Below are 17876 nucleotides of genomic sequence, written 5' to 3'. Positions count from 1 at the left end.
ACCTGTCTTTTGGGTGGTTTTTCCTTGGCCGGGTGGCCCGCATGAAAAAAGGCGCTTCAAAGAGCGGCTTTTTCTGCAGACCTGCCCCGCTCAGTCTGTACGCGGCTGGACTTCAGCGATAGCGCCTTCTACAGCGGCTCGCACCATCTGTTCCAGGTCATGCTGGATGCGTGGCGCGAGTTCACGCAGCTGCTCTTGCACCATATCGACCACCAGTTCACGCAGCTGGGTTTCAATGTGTGGAGAAATTGCCTGCATCACACGAGCCACCATGGCCTCCGTGTCAATGTCGGCCTGCGGCGGCGACTCGGGTGGGCTCGGGGGCTGCACCACCTCGGTCAGCGTCGGCAGAAACCTGGGCGTGGGCTTGGGGGCACGTGTCATGCAGCCCCCTTCAGATTCAGGTCGTGTTTCTGGATAGCGATGCCCTGCTGGGCGTAGTGCTTCCAGCGCCCACGGGCGGCTGCGCGGTCTTCCTCATCGTGGCTAACCACTTCGATGACCCGGCCGAAATGGGTATATCCCTCGGGAACCACGTCCGAAAGATTCACCAAGACGCTGTCAGAAGGCAGCCCGGAATGCAATTGGCTGGCCAACACCACGGGGCTGCGGGCCATCGTGGGGTCGCCATCCGCACAATGGGCCAGAAACTCCGTAGGAGACTGCGACCAAAGCTGACTGTCCAAACGCCGCAGCATATCCTGCGGCGCAAATACCACCAGACGTGCGCCCCGACCTACCGCCTTGCGCAGCAGGCGCCCGGCGTACTCCAGCTTGTGGGGCGCGCCGAAGTGGAAGGCAACGTCGGTCACTTGCTCGCGGCCTGGGCCAGCAGGTATTCGACGAGCAGGCCCACCGGGCGGCCGGTAGCGCCCTTGGCACCGCCACCCTTCCAGGCAGTGCCGGCAATGTCCAGATGCGCCCAAGGGTACTTGCTGGTAAAGCGTTGCAGGAATTTGGCTGCCGTCACGGCACCCGCTGCACGACCGGCCACATTGGCCACATCAGCAAAGTTGCTCTTGAGGCCTTCGGCATAGTCGTCGTCCAGCGGCATGCGCCAGGCCAGATCGGCACTGCGCTCACCGGCAGCGAGCAGCGCATTGCCCAAAGCCTCGTCGGTCGAGAACAGGCCGCTGCGCACCGCGCCCAGTGCGATCACGCAGGCGCCGGTCAGGGTCGCGATGTCGACCACGGCCGTGGGTTTGAAGCGCTCGGCGTAGCTCAGCGCATCGCACAGCACCAAGCGCCCTTCGGCATCGGTATTGAGGATTTCTATGGTCTGGCCGCTCATGCTGGTGACCACATCACCGGGCTTCACGGCACGGCCATTGATCAGGTTTTCGCAGGCCGGAATCAGCCCCACCACATTGATGGCAGGCTTGAGCTGGGCCAGCGCGCGGAAGGTGCCCAGCACACTGGCTGCGCCCGACATGTCGAACTTCATCTCGTCCATCTCGGCGGCGGGCTTGATGGAAATGCCGCCGCTGTCAAAGGTGATGCCCTTGCCGACGATGACCGTGGGGGCCTTGCTCTTGGCGGCACCGTCGTAACGCAACACGATGAAGCGCAGCGGCTCGTCCGAACCCTGGGCCACGGCCATGAAGGACCCCATGCCGAGCTTGGCCACTTCCTTGGGGCCCAACACTTCGCAGGAGACCTTGGGCAACTTGGCCAAGGCCTGCGCGGCCTGGCCCAGCAAGGTGGGAGTCGCGTGGTTGGCAGGGCGGTTGGCCCATTCCTTGGCCAGTTCCACGCCCAGCACAATGCCCACGGCACGCTCAAAGCTTGTGGTCACCTCGCTGGCATTGCTGGCGGCGATCAGGCACTTCTGCAGCGTGCGCGGCTCAGGCTTGCTCTTGGTATGGGTGTAATTATAGGTGGCGTCGGCTGCGGCTTGCACCGCAGCGCGTACGGCATCCTCCTGCGCCGGGCCGGCAAAGGCCAGCACCAGCTTCTTGCCCAGCACACCCTTGAGCGAACCCAACGCGGCGGCCACAGCCGCGCGCACCTGTTTGGCCTTGCCCTCGCCCACGCTGGCCAATACCAGGCGTGGTGTGTTGGCCTGGGACGCCCGGTAGAGCGAGACCATTTGACCCGGCTTAGCGCCCAGGTCTCCGGCCTTGGTGGCCTGAGCCACGAGCAGGGACAACTCGTCCTTGCCCGGCTTGAAATCCTGCTGCATCAGCAGTACCAAGGCGTCGCATTTTTCATTGGCGAGGCCCACCAGGGTCAAAGGCTTGAGTTCAAAGTTCATAATTCGTGCTTTCCTGTCGCTGCAATGTTATTCCATTCCTCCATCCGCAAAGAGCTGGCACGCAGTTTCGGTGCCACCTTGGTGGTGCTGGTCACCGTGGTCATGACCATGACCCTGATCCGCACCCTGGGCGAGGCCTCGCGGGGCACCTTCAACCCCTCCGATGTGATGATCATCATGGGCTACACGGTGCTCTCTGACATGCCCACCATTCTCTCCATGAGCCTGTTCATTGCGGTGCTCAGCGTGCTGACCCGCATGTACCGCGACAGCGAAATGGTGATCTGGTTTGGCAGTGGCCGCGGACTGGCTTCCCTGCTGACGCCCCTGTTCCGTTTTGCCTGGCCGATTCTGGTCCTCATCCTCGCGCTGGCCTTTCTGATCCTGCCATGGGCCTTTGGCCGCATTGAAGACCTGCGCTACCGCTACGACAAGCGCGGCGACATTGCCCGCATCGAGCCAGGACAGTTCCAGGAATCTGCCAACGGTGATCGCGTGTTCTTTATCGAGAAGGACAGCCGTGGCCAGCAGACCGGAAACAACGTCTTCATCGCCACCAAGGAGCAAGGCAAGGAAACCATCACCTCTGCCACCACCGGCCATGTGGAAGTCATCGGCGACGACAAGTTCCTGATACTCGACAAGGGCCAGCGCCTGGAGCGCACGCCCGGCAAGGCCGACATGACGGTCAGCCTGTTTGAGCGCTATGGCGCCCGGGTCGGGGCCGATGACCATTCGCAACGCGATTACGCTCCGGTACACGCGACCAATACGCTGGAACTCATCCAGAACCCCAACCCCACAAATCTGGCCGAGCTCTCTTGGCGGGTCGGGCTCACGTTGGCAGCCATGAATTTTTTGGTGATCGGACTGGCCTCTTCCGGTGCCAACCCGCGTGCCGGCAAGGCCGGCAACCTGGGCTTCGCCTTTCTGACCTTTGTGGTGTATTTCAATTTGCTGGTACTGGGCAAAAGCTGGATCCAGTCAGGCCAGATCGGATTTGGCAGTTTTCTCATCGCACTGCATGGCGGTGCGCTGGTGCTGGGGCTGCTGTGGCTGACCAGGCGGCATTTCAACTGGACCCCGCGTTTGCGCCGGCGTCGCCCACCCGCCCCGGAGACCCGCCCATGAAGACACTACGCCGCTTGCTTTACGGCGAAGTCATCGTCGCCGTGTTCCTCGTCACCCTGGGCTTTATCGCCCTGTTCTTCTTCTTTGACGCGGTCGAAGAACTGCAAGCTGTGGGAAAGATCAAGGCCGCCGGCTACCAGATTCCGCAGGCCCTGATCTATGTGGCGCTCATGATTCCGAGCCACGTCTACGAGTTGTTCCCCATCACCGTGCTGATCGGCACCATCTTTGTGATGGCGCGGTTGGCGCGCAGCTCGGAGTTCACCATCTTGCGCACCAGCGGTTTGGGCCCCTGGCGGGCGCTGCGCACCCTGATGGCGTTAGGCCTGGGCTTTGTGCTGTTTACCTTTGCCATGGGGGACTACATCGCGCCCTTGGCTGACCGCACCGCCCAACTGCTCAAGTCGCGCTTCCAGGGCAACATCTCGGTAGGCAAAACGGGGGCCTGGCTGAAGGAAAAACAGGCCTACGGGCACTACGCCGTCAACGTGGGCTCGCTGGCCTCGGATGCCACGATGAAGGACATCCGCATTTTCGAGTTCAACAACCAGGGCAACCTCGTATCGGTAACCCAGGGCAAGACCGGCGAGTTCAGCGAACACGGTTCATGGGAGCTGAGCGGCGTGGAGCGCACCGAATTTGAAGGCGCAGACGCGAAAACCCCAAAGATTGACCACGCCGAATTTGAGACCTTTCGCTGGCCCACCCAGATCAGCGCCGAAATGGTTTCCGCCGCGGTGCTGCGGCCTGAACGCATGGGCACCATCGATTTGTTCCAGTACATGCGCCACCTGAACGCCAATGGTCAGTCTGCGCAAAAGTACGAAATCCAGTTCTGGAAAAAAGTGTTCTACCCCATGAGCTGCTTGGTGATGGTGGTGCTGGCGCTGCCCTTTGCCTACCTGCACTTCCGCTCCGGCAGCATTGCCAGCTACACCTTTGGCGGTGTCATGGCCGGTATCAGCTTCGTGCTGCTCAACAACGTGATGAACGACCTGGGCAACCTGCAGGGCTGGCAGCCCTGGTTCACGGCGGCGCTACCGGGCCTGATCTATTCCTTCCTGTCGTTGATGGCGTTTGCCTGGCTGGTGTTACGACGATGAGCCTGCCCCATCCCACCGGCGTGGTGCTGTTTGCCCACGGCTCGCGCGATCCGCTGTGGCACCGCCCCATAGAGGCCGTGGCTGCGCAAATCCGTCTGGAGTCGCCCCAGACCCTGGTGGCCTGCGCCTACCTGGAGCTGAGCACGCCCGACCTGCCCGCTGCCGTGGCTGATCTGGTGGCCCAGGGCGCGCGCGCCGTGCGCATCGTGCCCATGTTTCTGGGCGTGGGGCGCCATGCGCGCGAAGACCTGCCTGCGCTGGTACACAACCTGCGGGTGCAGTACCACCAGATTCCCATCCTGTTGCAGGACGCCGTGGGCGAAGACCCGCGCATGGTGCAACTGCTCGCCCGAATCGCCCTCGACAGCGCCTGAGCATAGATATTTCGGTGCATAATGAATCTCATCTTTAGGTGAAATTTGATATGAACCTGCACCAATTCCGCTTTGTTCAGGAAGCGGCCCGCCGCAACCTCAACCTCACCGAGGCCGCCAAGGCCCTGCACACCTCTCAGCCCGGCGTCTCCAAGGCCATCATCGAGCTGGAAGAAGAACTGGGCATCGACATCTTTGCCCGCCACGGCAAGCGCCTCAAGCGTATCACCGAGCCCGGCCAGCATGTACTCAAAAGCATAGAACTGATCCTGCGCGAGGTCGGCAACCTCAAGCGCATCGGCGAGCAGTACAGCTCGCAGGACAGCGGCACGCTGTCCATTGCCACCACCCACACCCAGGCGCGCTACGTGCTGCCCGAAAAAGTGGCCCAGCTGCGCACCGCGTTCCCCAAGGTCAACGTGAGCCTGCACCAGGGCGCGCCCGATCAGGTGGCTCGCATGCTGATCGACGATGTGGCCGAAATTGGCATCGCCACCGAATCGCTGGCCAACTACGCCGAACTCGTCACCTTGCCCTGCTACGAGTGGCAGCACGTGCTGGTGCTGCCGGTCGACCACCCACTCACGCAAAAGGAACGCATCAGCCTGGAAGACGTGGCGCAGGAGCCGCTGATCACCTACCACCCCTCCTTCACGGGCCGCACCCGCATCGACCAGGCCTTCGCCGCGCGCAAACTGGAGCCGCGTATCTCGCTCGAAGCCATCGACTCCGACGTGATCAAGACCTATGTGCGCCTGGGCCTGGGCGTGGGTATTGCGGCCGAAATGGCCGTCACCGACGTGGTGGACGATATGGAGAAAAATGGCGCCAAGGGCGGCCTGGTGGTGCGCCCCGCTGGCTATCTGTTTGGCCAGAACATCACCCGCGTGGCCTTCAAGCGCAGCGCCTACCTTCGCAACTTTGTCTACACCTTTGCCGAACTGCTCTCCAGCCGCCTGGACCGCGCCCTGATTGCCAAGGCCATGGAAGGCCATGTGAATGACTATGAGCTCTGAAACACTCGCCCGCACGCCTGCCCTAGCCTCCCGCCTGCCCAAGGTCGGCACCACCATCTTTACCGTCATGTCGGCGCTGGCCGCCGAGCACAAGGCGGTCAACCTGGGTCAGGGCTTCCCGGACTTTGCATGCGACCCCGCCCTGGTGGACGCCGTGACCGCGGCCATGCAGGCCGGCCACAACCAGTACCCGCCCATGACCGGTGTGCCGGTATTGCGCCAGGCCGTGGCCTCCAAGATTGAAGCCCTGCACGGCAAAGCCTACCACCCGGACGCGGAGATCACCATCACCGCCGGTGCCACGCAGGCCATCATCACCGCCATCCTGGCCGTGGTGCACCCGGGCGATGAGGTCATCGTGCTGGAGCCCTGCTACGACAGCTATGTGCCCAATATCGAACTGGCCGGTGGCGTGGTGGTCCGCGTACCGCTCACGCCAGGCACCTTCCGGCCGGACTTTGCCAAGATCGCCGCCGCCATCACCCCCAAGACGCGCGCCCTGCTGATCAACACCCCGCACAACCCCAGCGCCACCGTCTGGTCGCGCGAGGACATGCTGGCGTTGCAAGACCTGCTGGCGCCCACCGACGTGCTGCTCATCAGCGATGAGGTCTACGAGCACATGGTGTTCGACGGCCAGCCTCACGAAAGCGTGTCCCGCTATCCCGGACTGGCCGCACGTGCCTTTGTGGTGTCCAGCTTTGGCAAGACGTTTCACGTCACCGGCTGGAAAGTGGGCACCGTGGCCGCGCCTGCGCCGCTGATGGCCGAATTCCGCAAGGTGCACCAGTTCAATGTGTTCACGGTGAACACCCCGGTGCAGCACGCGCTGGCCGCCTACCTAGCCAACCCCGCGCCTTACCTGGAGCTGCCCGCGTTCTACCAACGCAAGCGCGACCTGTTCCGCACCGGACTGGCCCAAACCAAATTCAAGCTGCTGCCCAGCCAGGGCAGCTACTTCCAATGCGTGGATATCTCGGAGGTGAGCGACCTGAATGAGGCGGACTTCTGCCAGTGGCTCACGCGCGAGGTGGGCGTAGCGGCGATTCCGCTGTCGGCCTTCTACGGCAATGGCTTTGACCAGCGCGTGGTGCGCTTCTGCTTTGCCAAGCAGGACGCGACGCTGCACGCCGCGCTGGAGCGACTGCAAAAGCTCTAGATCGCTATCGATTCAGGAGCTGCTTGCGCAGACTCCACGGGGGCTGGAGGCACTTTTGTTATAAGGACGAACGCAATGTCTGGAAAGCAATGGATCCGCTCAAGTCTGGCCCTGGTGCTGGCCAGCCTGGCCTGCAGTGCCGCGCTGGCGCAAGGCGCGCTGCGGGTGGAGGCTGTGGCTGGCCCCTTGCAAAACCCCTGGGCCGTAGCCTTTCTGCCCGAAGGCCGCTTTCTGGTGACGGAACGGCACGGCAGCCTGCGCGTCATCGAGGCCGGCGGCCGCATTTCGCCACCACTGGCCGGCGTTCCACCCGTGGCGGCCAGCGGCCAGGGCGGCCTGCTCGATCTGCTATTGGACAGTGACTTTGCCAACAACCGCACCCTCTACCTCTGCTACGCAGAACCGGGCAACGGCGGCAACAGCACCGCCCTGGCGCGCGCCACCCTGTCCGAAGACCGTACGGCGCTGCAGGACCTCAAGGTGCTCTTCAGCCAGCAGCCCAAGGTGGCCAGCAGCGCCCACTTTGGCTGCCGCATTGCCGAAGGCCGCAAGGCCGGCCGAGCCGACGGCACCTTGTTCCTGACGCTGGGCGAGCGCTTCAGCCGCCGGGACGACGCGCAACGCCTGGACAACCACCACGGCAAAGTGGTGCGCATCGCCAAAGACGGCACCGTTCCCGCCGACAACCCCTTCAACAACGCCACCGCCAAGCGCGACGGCGCCCTGCCCGAGATCTGGAGCTACGGCCACCGCAACCCGCAGGGCCTGCTGCTGGCGCCGGACGGCACGCTGTGGGAGCACGAACACGGCCCGCAGGGCGGCGACGAGATCAACCTCATCCAGCGCGGCCGCAACTACGGCTGGCCCGTCATCACCTACGGCGAGAACTATGGCGGCGGCAAGATTGGCGCCGGCATCACGGCACAGGCCGGCATGGAGCAACCGCTGCACTACTGGGTGCCGTCCATCGCGCCATCCGGCATCGCCTTCATCAGCAGCGAGCGCTATGGCAAGGGCTTTGTGGGCAATTTGGTCGTGGGCTCGCTGAAGTTTGGTTACCTGGCCCGGCTGGAGTTGGCCGCGCCCTTTGCCGGCAAGGTGGTGCGCGAGAGCAAGCTGCTGCCCGACCTGGGCGAACGCGTGCGCGACGTGCGCCAGGGCCCGGATGGCCTGCTCTACCTGCTGACCGACAGCCCCAACGGCCGGCTGCTGCGCGTACTGCCGCCCTGAGGCTTCACGCCGCTGTCATCTCCGGCCGCTGTAATGCCGGCTTCGTTGGAGATGAACCATGCAGCTTCAAAAAACCGACAAGGCGCGGGCCGAATTACAGAGCGGGATCCGCACCCTGGGCCAGCGTGAACGCGCCCTGCTGATCCTGGCAGACGGCAAGACCACCGTGGGCGCGGTGGACCACCTGTTCAACGGCCAAGCCCTGCCGCTCGCACAGCAGCTCATTGCCGCGGGTTACCTGGTGGGCATCGACCTGGAGCCGCCGCGCACACGGGCTCCCAAGGTACAGGTGCCCGAGCAGCCACCAGCTCCCGTGGCTGACCCCAAGGCTGAAGCGACGCCAGACACGCCACAGCCTCAGGCCGTGGACAACTTCGCTGGCAAGCGCTCCATGGCCAGCACGCGCATGTTCCTCTTCGACATCTGCGAGCGCATGTTTGTGCGGCGCGACCCGGTGCTGGCCGAAGCCTTCCGCGAAGCGCTGCGCGATGCCAAGGACCGCGAGTCCATGCTGGCAGCGGCCGACGCCATGGTCACCGCCGTGCACGCCGTGGCGGGCGAGGAGCGGGCAGCCTCCATCAGGGAGCGGATTGCGCTGCTGTTGCCGCCGGAGGATTGAGCACCGCCTCCAGCCGGTGCCACTTGGGCGGCAGACCGGGGCGCTTGCGCACCGTGAAACCCGTAGCCCGCAAGGCCTGCCGCACCGGCCCCGACACCGCGTAGCTGGCCACCCGGGCACCGGGCGCACAGCGCGCCGCCACCGCCTGCATCAGCGCCGGGCTCCACATCTCAGGGTTCAGCGCCGGGCTGAATCCATCCAAGTACACCGCCTGCGCAGGCCCCAGATCAGCCGGCCACTGCGCCAAGGCCTGGGCAGCGTCGCACACCGCCAAAGTCAGCAACAGTTGTGGCCCACCGGCCGCCCCTTCCAGACACCAGGTTTGCCAGCCACTGTGCAGGCCTGCCCAGCGCGCCGCCAAAGGCCCGGCCAGCGATGGGAGTTGTGCCAGCAGGGCATCCCCTTGCCCTGACGTGTGGCCGGCCGCTGCGTTATCGGCGCTGGTGATCAGGTCCTGCGGGGTGCCTGGGTAGGCTTCAATGCCCACATAGTGCAGGCACTGGCAGCGCTGCGGGTCCGCCCGCCAGGCGGCCCAGGTCGCCAGAAAGTTCAGACCCAGGCCAAAGCCGTTTTCCAGCAACACAAACTCGCTGGATTGGCCTTGCCAGCCCTCGGGCAGTCCGCTGCCGCGCAGGTAGACGCCACAGGCCTGCGCCCAAGCCCCAGCGTTGCTGCGGTAGACATCGCCAAACCGGGGGCTGAAGGGTTGGCCTTCACGCCACGCAACTTCAGCCATGGCTCGGGCCTCCGCCTTGCGCGCCCGCATCAGGCACCCAATTGCGCCCAGGCCTTGTCCAAGCGCTTGGTGCTCACAGGTTGGGGCGTGCGCAGCTCCTGTGCGAAGAAGCTCACGCGCAGTTCCTCCAGCAGCCAGCGGAACTCGGCCATGCGCTCGTCCACCGCACCCTTGCGCTCGGCCACCAGGCGCCAGTAGCGTTGCTCCTGCGGGCGCAGCTCGGTCATGCGGGCGGCGTCGCGGGCCGGGTCGGCGCGGTATTTGTCCAGCCGCAGGGTGATGGCCTTGAGGTAGCGCGCCAGGTGTTGCAAGCGCTCCCAGGGCGTGGCCTGCAGGAATTTCTTGGGGATCAGGCGGTTGAGCTGTTGCTGCGCGTCGGCCGTCGCGTCCGGCGCGTTCTTCGTGTCCTTGATCTTGCGGGCCGCCGCTGCGTGTTCCAGCAAAATGACTGCGGCCATGCGCGCCACCTCGTTGGCAATCAGCGTCAGGCGTCCGCGCCCTTCTTCGACGCGACGCTTGAAGGCAAATTCGTCGGTGGGTAGCGGATCCAACAGGAAGGCACGGTCGAGTGCCACGGCGGTGATCTGCTCGCGCAATTCCTCCACCGTGCCCCCGCCGCTGCCGTTATCCGCTTTGCCCACATTCATGTAGGACACGGCCATTTTCTGCAGGTCGGGAATGTTCTTTTCCAGGTACTTGAGCGCGTCCTTGATCTGGATCGCAAACAGGCGGCGCAGACCGGCACGGTGTTTGGCGGCGGCCACTTCAGGCTCGTCGAACACCTCCACCGTCACCGCGTCGCCCGCGTCGATCAGCGCCGGGAAGCCGATCAGTGTCTGTCCGCCCTTGCGGATTTCCAGCAGTTCGGGCAACTCGCCAAAGGTCCAGGCCGTGTAGCGGCCGTCCAGGATGCTGGGGGTTGCTACGTTTTTGGTAGCTGCTTGCGCAGTGTTGGCGGGGGACGAGCGCTGAAACAGCAGAGCGTTCTGCTCCGTGTCCTCCGCCCGCTTTGCGGGCTCCCCCTTTACCTGCGCAGAACGCCCTGCCGTCCCAGCGCCCTCTGGGCCGCGGGTCTGGTTTTGCTGCAGCTTCAGGCTGGCCAAGGCTTGGAACGCCCCACGCGCCTGGCTGCCCAGTTCCGCCTTGAGCGCACCAAGATTGCGCCCCTGCCCCAGCTGGCGGCCATGTTCGTCCACCACGCGGAAGTTCATGAAGTGGTGCGGCGTTAGCATGTCGACCTTGATGTCGGCCTTCACGATGTCCAGGCTGGTGGCGTCGCGCACCAGTTTCAGCACTGCATCCACCAGTGCGCCGCTGCCAAATTTCTCCGGCGCGTTCAGCGCCTCGGTAAATTTGGCCGCCGTGTCGGGCAGTGGCACCAGGCGGCTGCGTGGGCGCTGGTGCAAGGTCTTGAGCAGGGCCTGCACCTTGTCCTTCAGCATGCCGGGCACCAGCCATTCGCAGCGTTCCTCGCTCACCTGGTTCAGCACAAACAGCGGCACCGTCACGGTCAAGCCGTCTCGCGCATCGCCGGGCTCGTGCAGATAGGTCGCCGCACAGTCCACGCCGCCCAGGCGGATAGTTTTGGGGAAAGAGGCGGTGGTAATGCCTGCCGCCTCGTGGCGCATCAACTCCTCACGGGTGAGCTTGAGCAGCTCGGGCTGCTTCTTCACTTCCTCGCGGTACCAGCGCTCCAGGCTGTAGCCGCTGCACACGTTGGCGGGCAGCTGCTGGTCGTAGAAGGCGTAGATCAGCTCGTCATCCACCAACACATCCTGGCGGCGGGCTTTATGTTCCAGCTCCTCCACTTGTTTGATGAGTTTGCGGTTGGCTGCCAGGAATGGCAGCGGGGTCTCCCACTCGCCGTTCACCAGCCCTTCGCGGATGAAGATTTCGCGTGCGCCGGCCAGGTCCACCCGGCTGTAGTTCACGCGGCGCCCACTGTAGACCACGATGCCGTACAGCGTGGCCCGCTCCAGCGCCACCACCTCCGCCGCCTTCTTCTCCCAGTGCGGGTCCAGCAGCTGTTTCTTGAGCAAATGGCCGCCCACCTGCTCCAGCCACTGCGGCTCGATGGCGGCAATGCCGCGGCCAAACAGGCGCGTAGTTTCCACCAGCTCGGAGGCGACGATCCATTTGCCCGGCTTCTTGCTCAGGTGCGCGCCGGGGTGCGAGAAGAACTTGATGCTGCGCGCGCCCAGGTACTCGCCGTTCTGGCCTTCCTCCAGCTTGCAGCCAATGTTGCCCAGCAGGCCCGAGAGCATGGACATGTGCAGCTGCTCGTAGCTGGCCGGTTTGGTGTTCAGGCGCCACTTGTGCTCTGCGACCACGGTATGCAGCTGGCTGTGGATGTCCTTCCACTCCCGCACGCGGCGCATGTTGACGAAGTTCTGGCGCATGAGCTGCTCGTACTGGCGGTTGGTCAGCTTGTGCTGGCCCGTAGTGCCCGTGCTGGCCGTGACGGATTTTTCGCCCCGCGCGTCGTGAATCCACTTCCACAACTTCAGGTAGCCGGTGAACTCGCTTTTCTCGTCGTCAAACTTCTGGTGCGCCTGGTCGGCCTGCTGCTGCGCCTCCATGGGCCGGTCGCGCACGTCCTGCACGCTCAGAGCCGAGGCAATCACCAGCGCCTCGTCCAGCGCCTCCCGACTACGCGCCTCCAGCAGCATGCGGCCCACGCGCGGGTCCAGCGGCAGGCGTGAGAGTTCGCCGCCCAGCGGCGTCAGCTCGTTCGCATCGTCCACCGCACCCAGCTCGTTGAGCAGTTGGTAGCCATCGGCAATGGCGCGGCCGCTGGGCCGCTCGATGAAGGGGAACTCTTCCACATGCCCCAGGTGCAGAGACTTCATGCGCAGGATGACGCCGGCCAGCGAGGAACGCAGGATTTCGGGCGTGGTGAAACGCTCACGGCCCGCAAAGTCCTTCTCGTCGTACAAGCGGATGCAGATACCGTTCGCCACGCGCCCGCAGCGCCCGGCCCGCTGGTTGGCCGCGGCCTGGCTGATGGGCTCGACCAGCAGCTGCTCCACCTTGCTACGGAAACTGTAGCGCTTCACGCGCGCCGTACCTGCGTCAATGACGTAGCGGATGCCTGGCACGGTGAGCGAGGTTTCGGCCACGTTGGTGGCCAGCACAATGCGCCGGCCCGTATGGCCATCAAAAATCTTGTCCTGCTCGGCCGGACTCAGGCGCGCAAACAGCGGCAGCACTTCAGCGCCGCGCATCACGGGCTGGTGACTCAGGTGCTTGCGCAGATGGTCTGCCGCCTCGCGGATTTCGCGCTCGCCGGGCAGGAAGACCAGGATGTCGCCTTGGTGCTGCGGGTCGCGCCACAGCTCGTCCACGCCATCGGCAATCGCGTCATTCAGGTCAAACTCGCGGCTCTCTTCAAACGGCCGGTAGCGCTGCTCCACCGGGAAGGTGCGGCCTGACACCATGATGACCGGCGCCTTGCCCTTGGCGGACGCGAAGTGCTCGGCAAAGCGGTCTGCATCAATCGTGGCCGAGGTGACGATGACCTTCAGGTCCGGGCGGCGCGGCAGGATCTGCTTGAGGTAGCCCAGCAAGAAATCGATGTTGAGCGAGCGCTCGTGCGCCTCGTCGATGATGATGGTGTCGTAGGCCTTGAGCAGCGGGTCGGTCTGTGTCTCGGCCAGCAAGATGCCGTCCGTCATCAGCTTGACCGAAGCGTCCTTGCCCAGCCGGTCGTTGAAGCGCACCTTGTAGCCCACCACATCGCCCAGCGGCGTCTTCAGCTCCTCGGCAATGCGCTTGGCCACGCTGCTGGCGGCAATGCGGCGTGGCTGCGTGTGGCCAATCAGCCTGCCGCGTTCGCCTTCGGGGTAGTTGAGCTTTCCCCGGCCCATGGCCAGTGCAATCTTGGGCAGCTGTGTGGTCTTGCCCGAACCAGTCTCCCCACAGACGATGACCACCTGGTGCGCCGCGATGGCGTCCATGATCTCCTGGCGCTTGCCGGATACGGGAAGGGATTCGGGGAATTCGATGTGGAGCGAAACAGACATTGGGGCGCAATTATCGTTGACGCCTTTGCGCAACACCTGCGCGGCAAACTGCGCAAAAACACTTGCCTGCACTCTGCACAGATTTCAGAATCGCGTCTTCGCTGTTTTGAGACGGTCGTGCAAAGAGTAACCTTGCCGGCCCTTCCCTTGAAAGGCACATCCACCATGTTTGTCCCCATTCCCTCCTGACACCGCACCACTGCCGCCCCGGCTGGATGTGTGCGACACCGTTCAGCCAGAGCGCGCCGGCACGTTCGTGCCCCATTGCAAGCCCTGGTTCTTTAGCCGGGGCTTTTTGCTTTTGGAGCCTGCACATGAGTGCCAAAGTGTTTTCGCGCGATTACGCGCTTGGGAAGGTCAAGAAGCTGCGACGCATGAAGCAGCCCCTGACCCTGCATTTGACGGTTCAGCTCGAACCCCGTAACCCCGTCGTTTACGCCATGGCGCACCGCGCCGCATCGGCAGGCGCTGGCAAGCACATCCGCAGCCAGAAGGCCAAGCGGCGTGCGGAAGCGGTGACACTGCAGAAAGCAGTGCGGGCGCTGGACTGATGCACCATTACACTTCCGGAAAGTCCCCCTGTTGCGATGAGATTCCCCCGCCCATGACCTCTGTCTTCAACTTCACCTTCGTCCCCTGGTTCCGCTCGGTGGCGCCGTATATCCACAAGTTCCGAAATCAGACCTTTGTGGTGGCGATTGCGGGCGAGGCGATTGCGGCGGGCAAGCTGCCGGTGCTGGCGCAGGACTTAGCCATGATCCAGAGCATGGGCGTGAAGATCGTGCTGGTGCACGGCTTTCGCCCGCAGGTAAACGAGCAGCTCAAGGCCAAGGGCCATGCGCCCAAGTACAGCCATGGCATCCGCATCACCGACGAAGTGGCGCTGGACTGCGCGCAGGAGGCTGCGGGCCAGCTGCGTTACGAGATCGAGGCCGCATTCAGCCAGGGCCTGCCCAACACGCCCATGGCTGATTCGACCGTGCGCGTGATCTCGGGCAACTTCATCACGGCGCGCCCGGTGGGCATTGTTGACGGCGTGGACTTCCAGCACAGCGGGCTGGTGCGCAAGGTAGACATTGCCGGCATCACCAAGACGCTGGACATGGGCGCGATGGTGCTGCTCTCGCCTTTTGGCTTTTCGCCTACCGGCGAGGCCTTCAACCTCACCATGGAAGAGGTGGCCACGAGCGTGGCCGTAGCGCTTCAGGCCGACAAGCTGATCTTCCTGACCGAGGTGCCCGGCATCCGCATGGACCCGCGCCTGCCCGCCAGCGAAGACAACCCGATTGACACCGAACTGCCCCTGGCGGCGGCCGAAAAGCTGCTCAAGGAGCTGCCGCCGGCCAACCAGCCCACCGACACCACCTTCTACCTGCAACACTGTGTGAAGGCCTGCAAGGCGGGCGTGGAACGCAGCCACATCATTCCCTTCTCGGTGGACGGCGCCATCCTGCTGGAGGTGTATGTGCACGACGGCATTGGCACCATGGTGGTGGATGAAAAGCTGGAGAGCCTGCGCGAGGCGACGGAAGAAGATGTGGGCGGCATCCTGCAACTCATCGAACCCTTTGAGCGCGACGGCACCCTGGTCAAGCGCAGCCGCACCGAGATCGAGCGCGATGCGGGCAACTACACCATCATCGAACACGACGGCGTGATCTTTGCCTGTGCCGCGCTCTACCCCTACCCGGAAGCCAAGACCGCCGAAATGGCTGCAGTCACCGTGTCGCCCGAAGTGCAGGGACAGGGCGATGGAGAGCGCATCCTCAAGCGCATTGAGCAGCGCGCCAAGGCTGCAGGCCTGGAAAGCATCTTTGTGCTGACCACACGCACCATGCACTGGTTCATCAAGCGCGGCTTTGTGCAGGTGGACCCGGACTGGCTGCCCGAAGCCCGCAAGCGCAAGTACAACTGGGACCGCAAATCCCAAGTGCTGGTGAAAAAGCTGTAGGCCAAGCCTACAGCTTGAAGACGGCCACCGTCTTCACCAGATCCTGCGCCTGACTGCGCAGGCTGGCCGCCGCCGCCGCCATCTGCTCCACCAGCGCAGCGTTCTGCTGCGTGGCCTGATCCATCTGCGTCACCGCCTCGCCCACCTGGGCCACACCGGCGCTTTGCTCCGAGCTCGCCGCGCTGATCTCGCCCATGATGTCGGTCACGCGGCGGATGCTGTTGACGACCTCGGTCATCGTGGCACCCGCCTTGTCGACCAGCAGGGTGCCCTGCTCCACCCGCTCCACGCTCGCACCGATCAGGGTCTTGATTTCCTTAGCAGCCTCGGCACTGCGCCCGGCCAGGCTGCGCACTTCCGACGCCACCACCGCAAAGCCCCGACCCTGCTCGCCGGCACGCGCGGCTTCCACTGCAGCGTTCAAGGCCAGGATGTTGGTTTGGAAGGCGATGCCGTCGATCACGCTGATGATGTCGGCAATCTTGCGCGAGCTGTCGTTGATGCCCTTCATGGTTTCCACAACCTGGCCCACCACCTCACCGCCCTGCACGGCCACGGTGGAGGCATTCATGGCCAACTGGTTGGCCTGGGAGGCGTTGTCGGCGTTCTGCCGCACGGTGGAGCCCAACTCCTCCATGGAGGCAGCTGTTTCTTCCAGCGCGCTGGCCTGCGACTCAGTGCGGGACGACAGGTCCTGATTGCCCTGGGCAATCTCGGAGCTGGCCGTGGCCACAGACTCGCTGCCTTCGCGCACCTGCGCCACGATGCTGGCCATGTTGTCCCGCATGCCCTTGATGCCGTGCATGACGCTAGAGTCGTCTCCGGGGCGCAGCGTGATGTCCACATTGAGTTCGCCGTGTGCCATGCGGTGTGTGATGGCGTTGGCCAAGCCCGGCTCGCCGCCCAGCTGGCGCACGATGCTGCGTGTGATGATCACGCCCAGGCCCAGCAACAGCGCGGCCAACAGCAAAGCCGCAATGCTGGCCTGGATCACCCGGCCCTCGGTGGTTTCGTCCACCGTGTCCACATACACGCCCGAGCCGATGATCCACCCCCAAGGGGCAAAGCCCTTGACGTGGGACACCTTGAGCACCGGCTTGTCACTGCCCGGCTTGGGCCAGAGGTAGGGCACATCGCCGGCCCCCTTGGCCTTGACCACGTCCACAAAAGCGACGAACAGGGGTTTGCCGGTGGGGTCCTTGTTTTCGGAAAGGTTTTTCCCTTCCAGCTCCGGGCGGATCGGATGCATGACCATTTTCGGGTCCATGTCATTGATCCAGAAATACTCGGTCCCGCTATAGCGCAGGGTGCGCAGGGTTGCCATGGCAGCCTGCTTGGCCTCGTCCTCGCTCATCTTGCCCTTGGTCGAGAGGTCATGGTAGTAGGCGACCATGCCATGGGCGACCTCTACAGCCTGACGCACACTGGTCTGGCGTTCTTCCAGCAGGAGTTTTCGCTCAGACACCATGAGGACGCTGAGCAGGACAATGAGTCCGAGCACGGCACCCGCCGTGAGCAGCATGAGCCGCTTGGACACTGAAAGGTTTCCAACGTGAAGCATGGTTCACCGCCTTCTGTGAGCGGCACTGTAGCGTGCCTAGTTGCGCTATGCCAAGCCATGCTATCGATTGGAAAAGCCGCGGCGCACGGGGAATACCCTTGCCCGCGGCGTGCGGCGCGGTGTCTAGACCTTGCGTGCCTGGCGCCACACCATCAGAGAGCCCAGCGCGGCAAAGCCGGTGAAGCAGATGAAAGACCAATTGGCGATGGTGCCACCCAGAAAGGTCCAGTCCACCTTGCTGCAGTCGCCACCGCCCCGGAAGATCATGGGCAATGCGCGCTTGAGGGGGAAGGTTTCGATCATGCCGTAGAGGTCACGCCCGCAGGACACCACTTCGGGCGGGTACCACTGCAGCCAGCTTTGGCGAGCCGCCACGTAGGCGCCCAGCACGGCCAGGATGACCAGCAGCACGCCACCACCGATATGCAAGCCTTTTCGGCTTCCAACCCCCGTCAATGCTGCGCAAAGCGCTACCAAAACAAGAGCATAACGTTGCACGATGCACATAGGGCAAGGCTCCAGGCCCACCACATGCTGCAAATACATGCCAAACGCCAGCATGGCGACACAGGCCAGCGCCACCAATCCGTACACGCGGCGCGGCGCGTGGTCCATCCAGTCCAGTACCAGTTTCAACACAAGGGTCCTATCGCAAAGTCAAAGGGTTGCGGCTTGGTGCCTCAGCACGGCGCGAAGTTCCCCGGCGCGCCGGGGGATGCT

At 64.0% G+C, this 17876-nt stretch carries 16 protein-coding genes; 9 read left to right on the top strand and 7 right to left on the bottom strand.

What is annotated here, in order from left to right:
* Positions 1-90: 90 nt before the first annotated feature.
* From AC1RNN_RS05135 to AC1RNN_RS05125, 3 genes are read right to left on the bottom strand one after another with little or no spacing between them, the layout of a single operon-like run.
* Positions 91-384, bottom strand: a complete 294-nt coding sequence (locus AC1RNN_RS05135) for a hypothetical protein (RefSeq protein WP_493088060.1) — start codon at positions 382-384, stop codon at positions 91-93.
* Positions 381-812, bottom strand: a complete 432-nt coding sequence (locus AC1RNN_RS05130) for a DNA polymerase III subunit chi (RefSeq protein ID WP_493088062.1) — start codon at positions 810-812, stop codon at positions 381-383. The genes AC1RNN_RS05135 and AC1RNN_RS05130 overlap by 4 nt, the downstream gene beginning before the upstream one ends.
* On the bottom strand, positions 809-2254 hold the full coding sequence (locus AC1RNN_RS05125; protein ID WP_493088064.1) for a leucyl aminopeptidase: 1446 nt from the start codon (positions 2252-2254) through the stop codon (positions 809-811). The genes AC1RNN_RS05130 and AC1RNN_RS05125 overlap by 4 nt, the downstream gene beginning before the upstream one ends.
* A gap of 24 nt (positions 2255-2278) precedes the next feature.
* Here AC1RNN_RS05125 and lptF point away from each other — a divergent pair, with 24 nt between their 5' ends.
* The 7 genes from lptF to AC1RNN_RS05090 all read left to right on the top strand — a co-directional run bounded on the left by lptF (position 2279) and on the right by AC1RNN_RS05090 (position 8886).
* Entirely contained in the window at positions 2279-3385 is a 1107-nt protein-coding gene (lptF, locus tag AC1RNN_RS05120; RefSeq protein WP_493088065.1) for an LPS export ABC transporter permease LptF, read from the top strand.
* The gene (lptG, locus tag AC1RNN_RS05115; RefSeq protein ID WP_493088067.1) at positions 3382-4488 is read left to right on the top strand and encodes an LPS export ABC transporter permease LptG; all 1107 of its coding nucleotides are present in this window, start codon (positions 3382-3384) and stop codon (positions 4486-4488) included. The genes lptF and lptG overlap by 4 nt, the downstream gene beginning before the upstream one ends.
* On the top strand, positions 4485-4862 hold the full coding sequence (locus AC1RNN_RS05110) for a sirohydrochlorin chelatase (protein ID WP_493088068.1): 378 nt from the start codon (positions 4485-4487) through the stop codon (positions 4860-4862). Before lptG ends, AC1RNN_RS05110 begins: the two co-directional genes overlap by 4 nt.
* A gap of 50 nt (positions 4863-4912) precedes the next feature.
* Positions 4913-5878, top strand: a complete 966-nt coding sequence (locus AC1RNN_RS05105) for a CysB family HTH-type transcriptional regulator (RefSeq protein WP_493088070.1) — start codon at positions 4913-4915, stop codon at positions 5876-5878.
* On the top strand, positions 5868-7037 hold the full coding sequence (locus tag AC1RNN_RS05100) for a pyridoxal phosphate-dependent aminotransferase (protein WP_493088071.1): 1170 nt from the start codon (positions 5868-5870) through the stop codon (positions 7035-7037). The genes AC1RNN_RS05105 and AC1RNN_RS05100 overlap by 11 nt, the downstream gene beginning before the upstream one ends.
* Before the next feature lie 75 nt (positions 7038-7112).
* A complete protein-coding gene (locus AC1RNN_RS05095; protein WP_493088073.1) occupies positions 7113-8267 on the top strand; it encodes a PQQ-dependent sugar dehydrogenase in 1155 nt (384 codons plus the stop codon).
* A gap of 58 nt (positions 8268-8325) precedes the next feature.
* Positions 8326-8886, top strand: coding sequence for a hypothetical protein (locus AC1RNN_RS05090; RefSeq protein WP_493088075.1), 561 nt, complete (start codon positions 8326-8328; stop codon positions 8884-8886).
* Here AC1RNN_RS05090 and mnmC2 read toward each other — a convergent pair.
* Together mnmC2 and hrpA are read right to left on the bottom strand one after the other, a co-directional pair.
* Entirely contained in the window at positions 8846-9622 is a 777-nt protein-coding gene (gene mnmC2, locus AC1RNN_RS05085; RefSeq protein WP_493088077.1) for a tRNA (5-methylaminomethyl-2-thiouridine)(34)-methyltransferase MnmC2, read from the bottom strand. The genes AC1RNN_RS05090 and mnmC2 overlap by 41 nt on opposite strands.
* Positions 9623-9651: 29 nt before the next feature.
* On the bottom strand, positions 9652-13644 hold the full coding sequence (gene hrpA, locus AC1RNN_RS05080) for an ATP-dependent RNA helicase HrpA (RefSeq protein ID WP_493088079.1): 3993 nt from the start codon (positions 13642-13644) through the stop codon (positions 9652-9654).
* A gap of 314 nt (positions 13645-13958) precedes the next feature.
* Between hrpA and AC1RNN_RS05075 the strand changes: the two genes are divergently transcribed.
* Entirely contained in the window at positions 13959-14195 is a 237-nt protein-coding gene (locus tag AC1RNN_RS05075) for a hypothetical protein (RefSeq protein WP_493088080.1), read from the top strand.
* Positions 14196-14248: 53 nt separating this feature from the next.
* Complete coding sequence (argA, locus tag AC1RNN_RS05070) at positions 14249-15595, top strand: amino-acid N-acetyltransferase (protein WP_493088082.1); 1347 nt, start codon at positions 14249-14251, stop codon at positions 15593-15595.
* Between the two features lie 7 nt (positions 15596-15602).
* On the opposite strand, the gene AC1RNN_RS05065 is transcribed toward argA, so the two are convergent.
* Positions 15603-17156: a methyl-accepting chemotaxis protein gene (locus AC1RNN_RS05065; RefSeq protein WP_493088084.1), complete on the bottom strand. Its 1554-nt coding sequence runs from the start codon at positions 17154-17156 to the stop codon at positions 15603-15605.
* A 123-nt stretch (positions 17157-17279) separates the two neighbouring features.
* Positions 17280-17771, bottom strand: coding sequence for a disulfide bond formation protein B (locus AC1RNN_RS05060; RefSeq protein WP_493088244.1), 492 nt, complete (start codon positions 17769-17771; stop codon positions 17280-17282).
* Positions 17772-17876 lie beyond the last annotated feature (105 nt).

The sequence above is a fragment of the Rhodoferax sp. GW822-FHT02D07 genome (assembly GCF_058802405.1).
The sequence above is the reverse complement of the archived record's forward strand: the minus strand, read 5'-3'. Positions and strand labels throughout refer to the sequence as shown.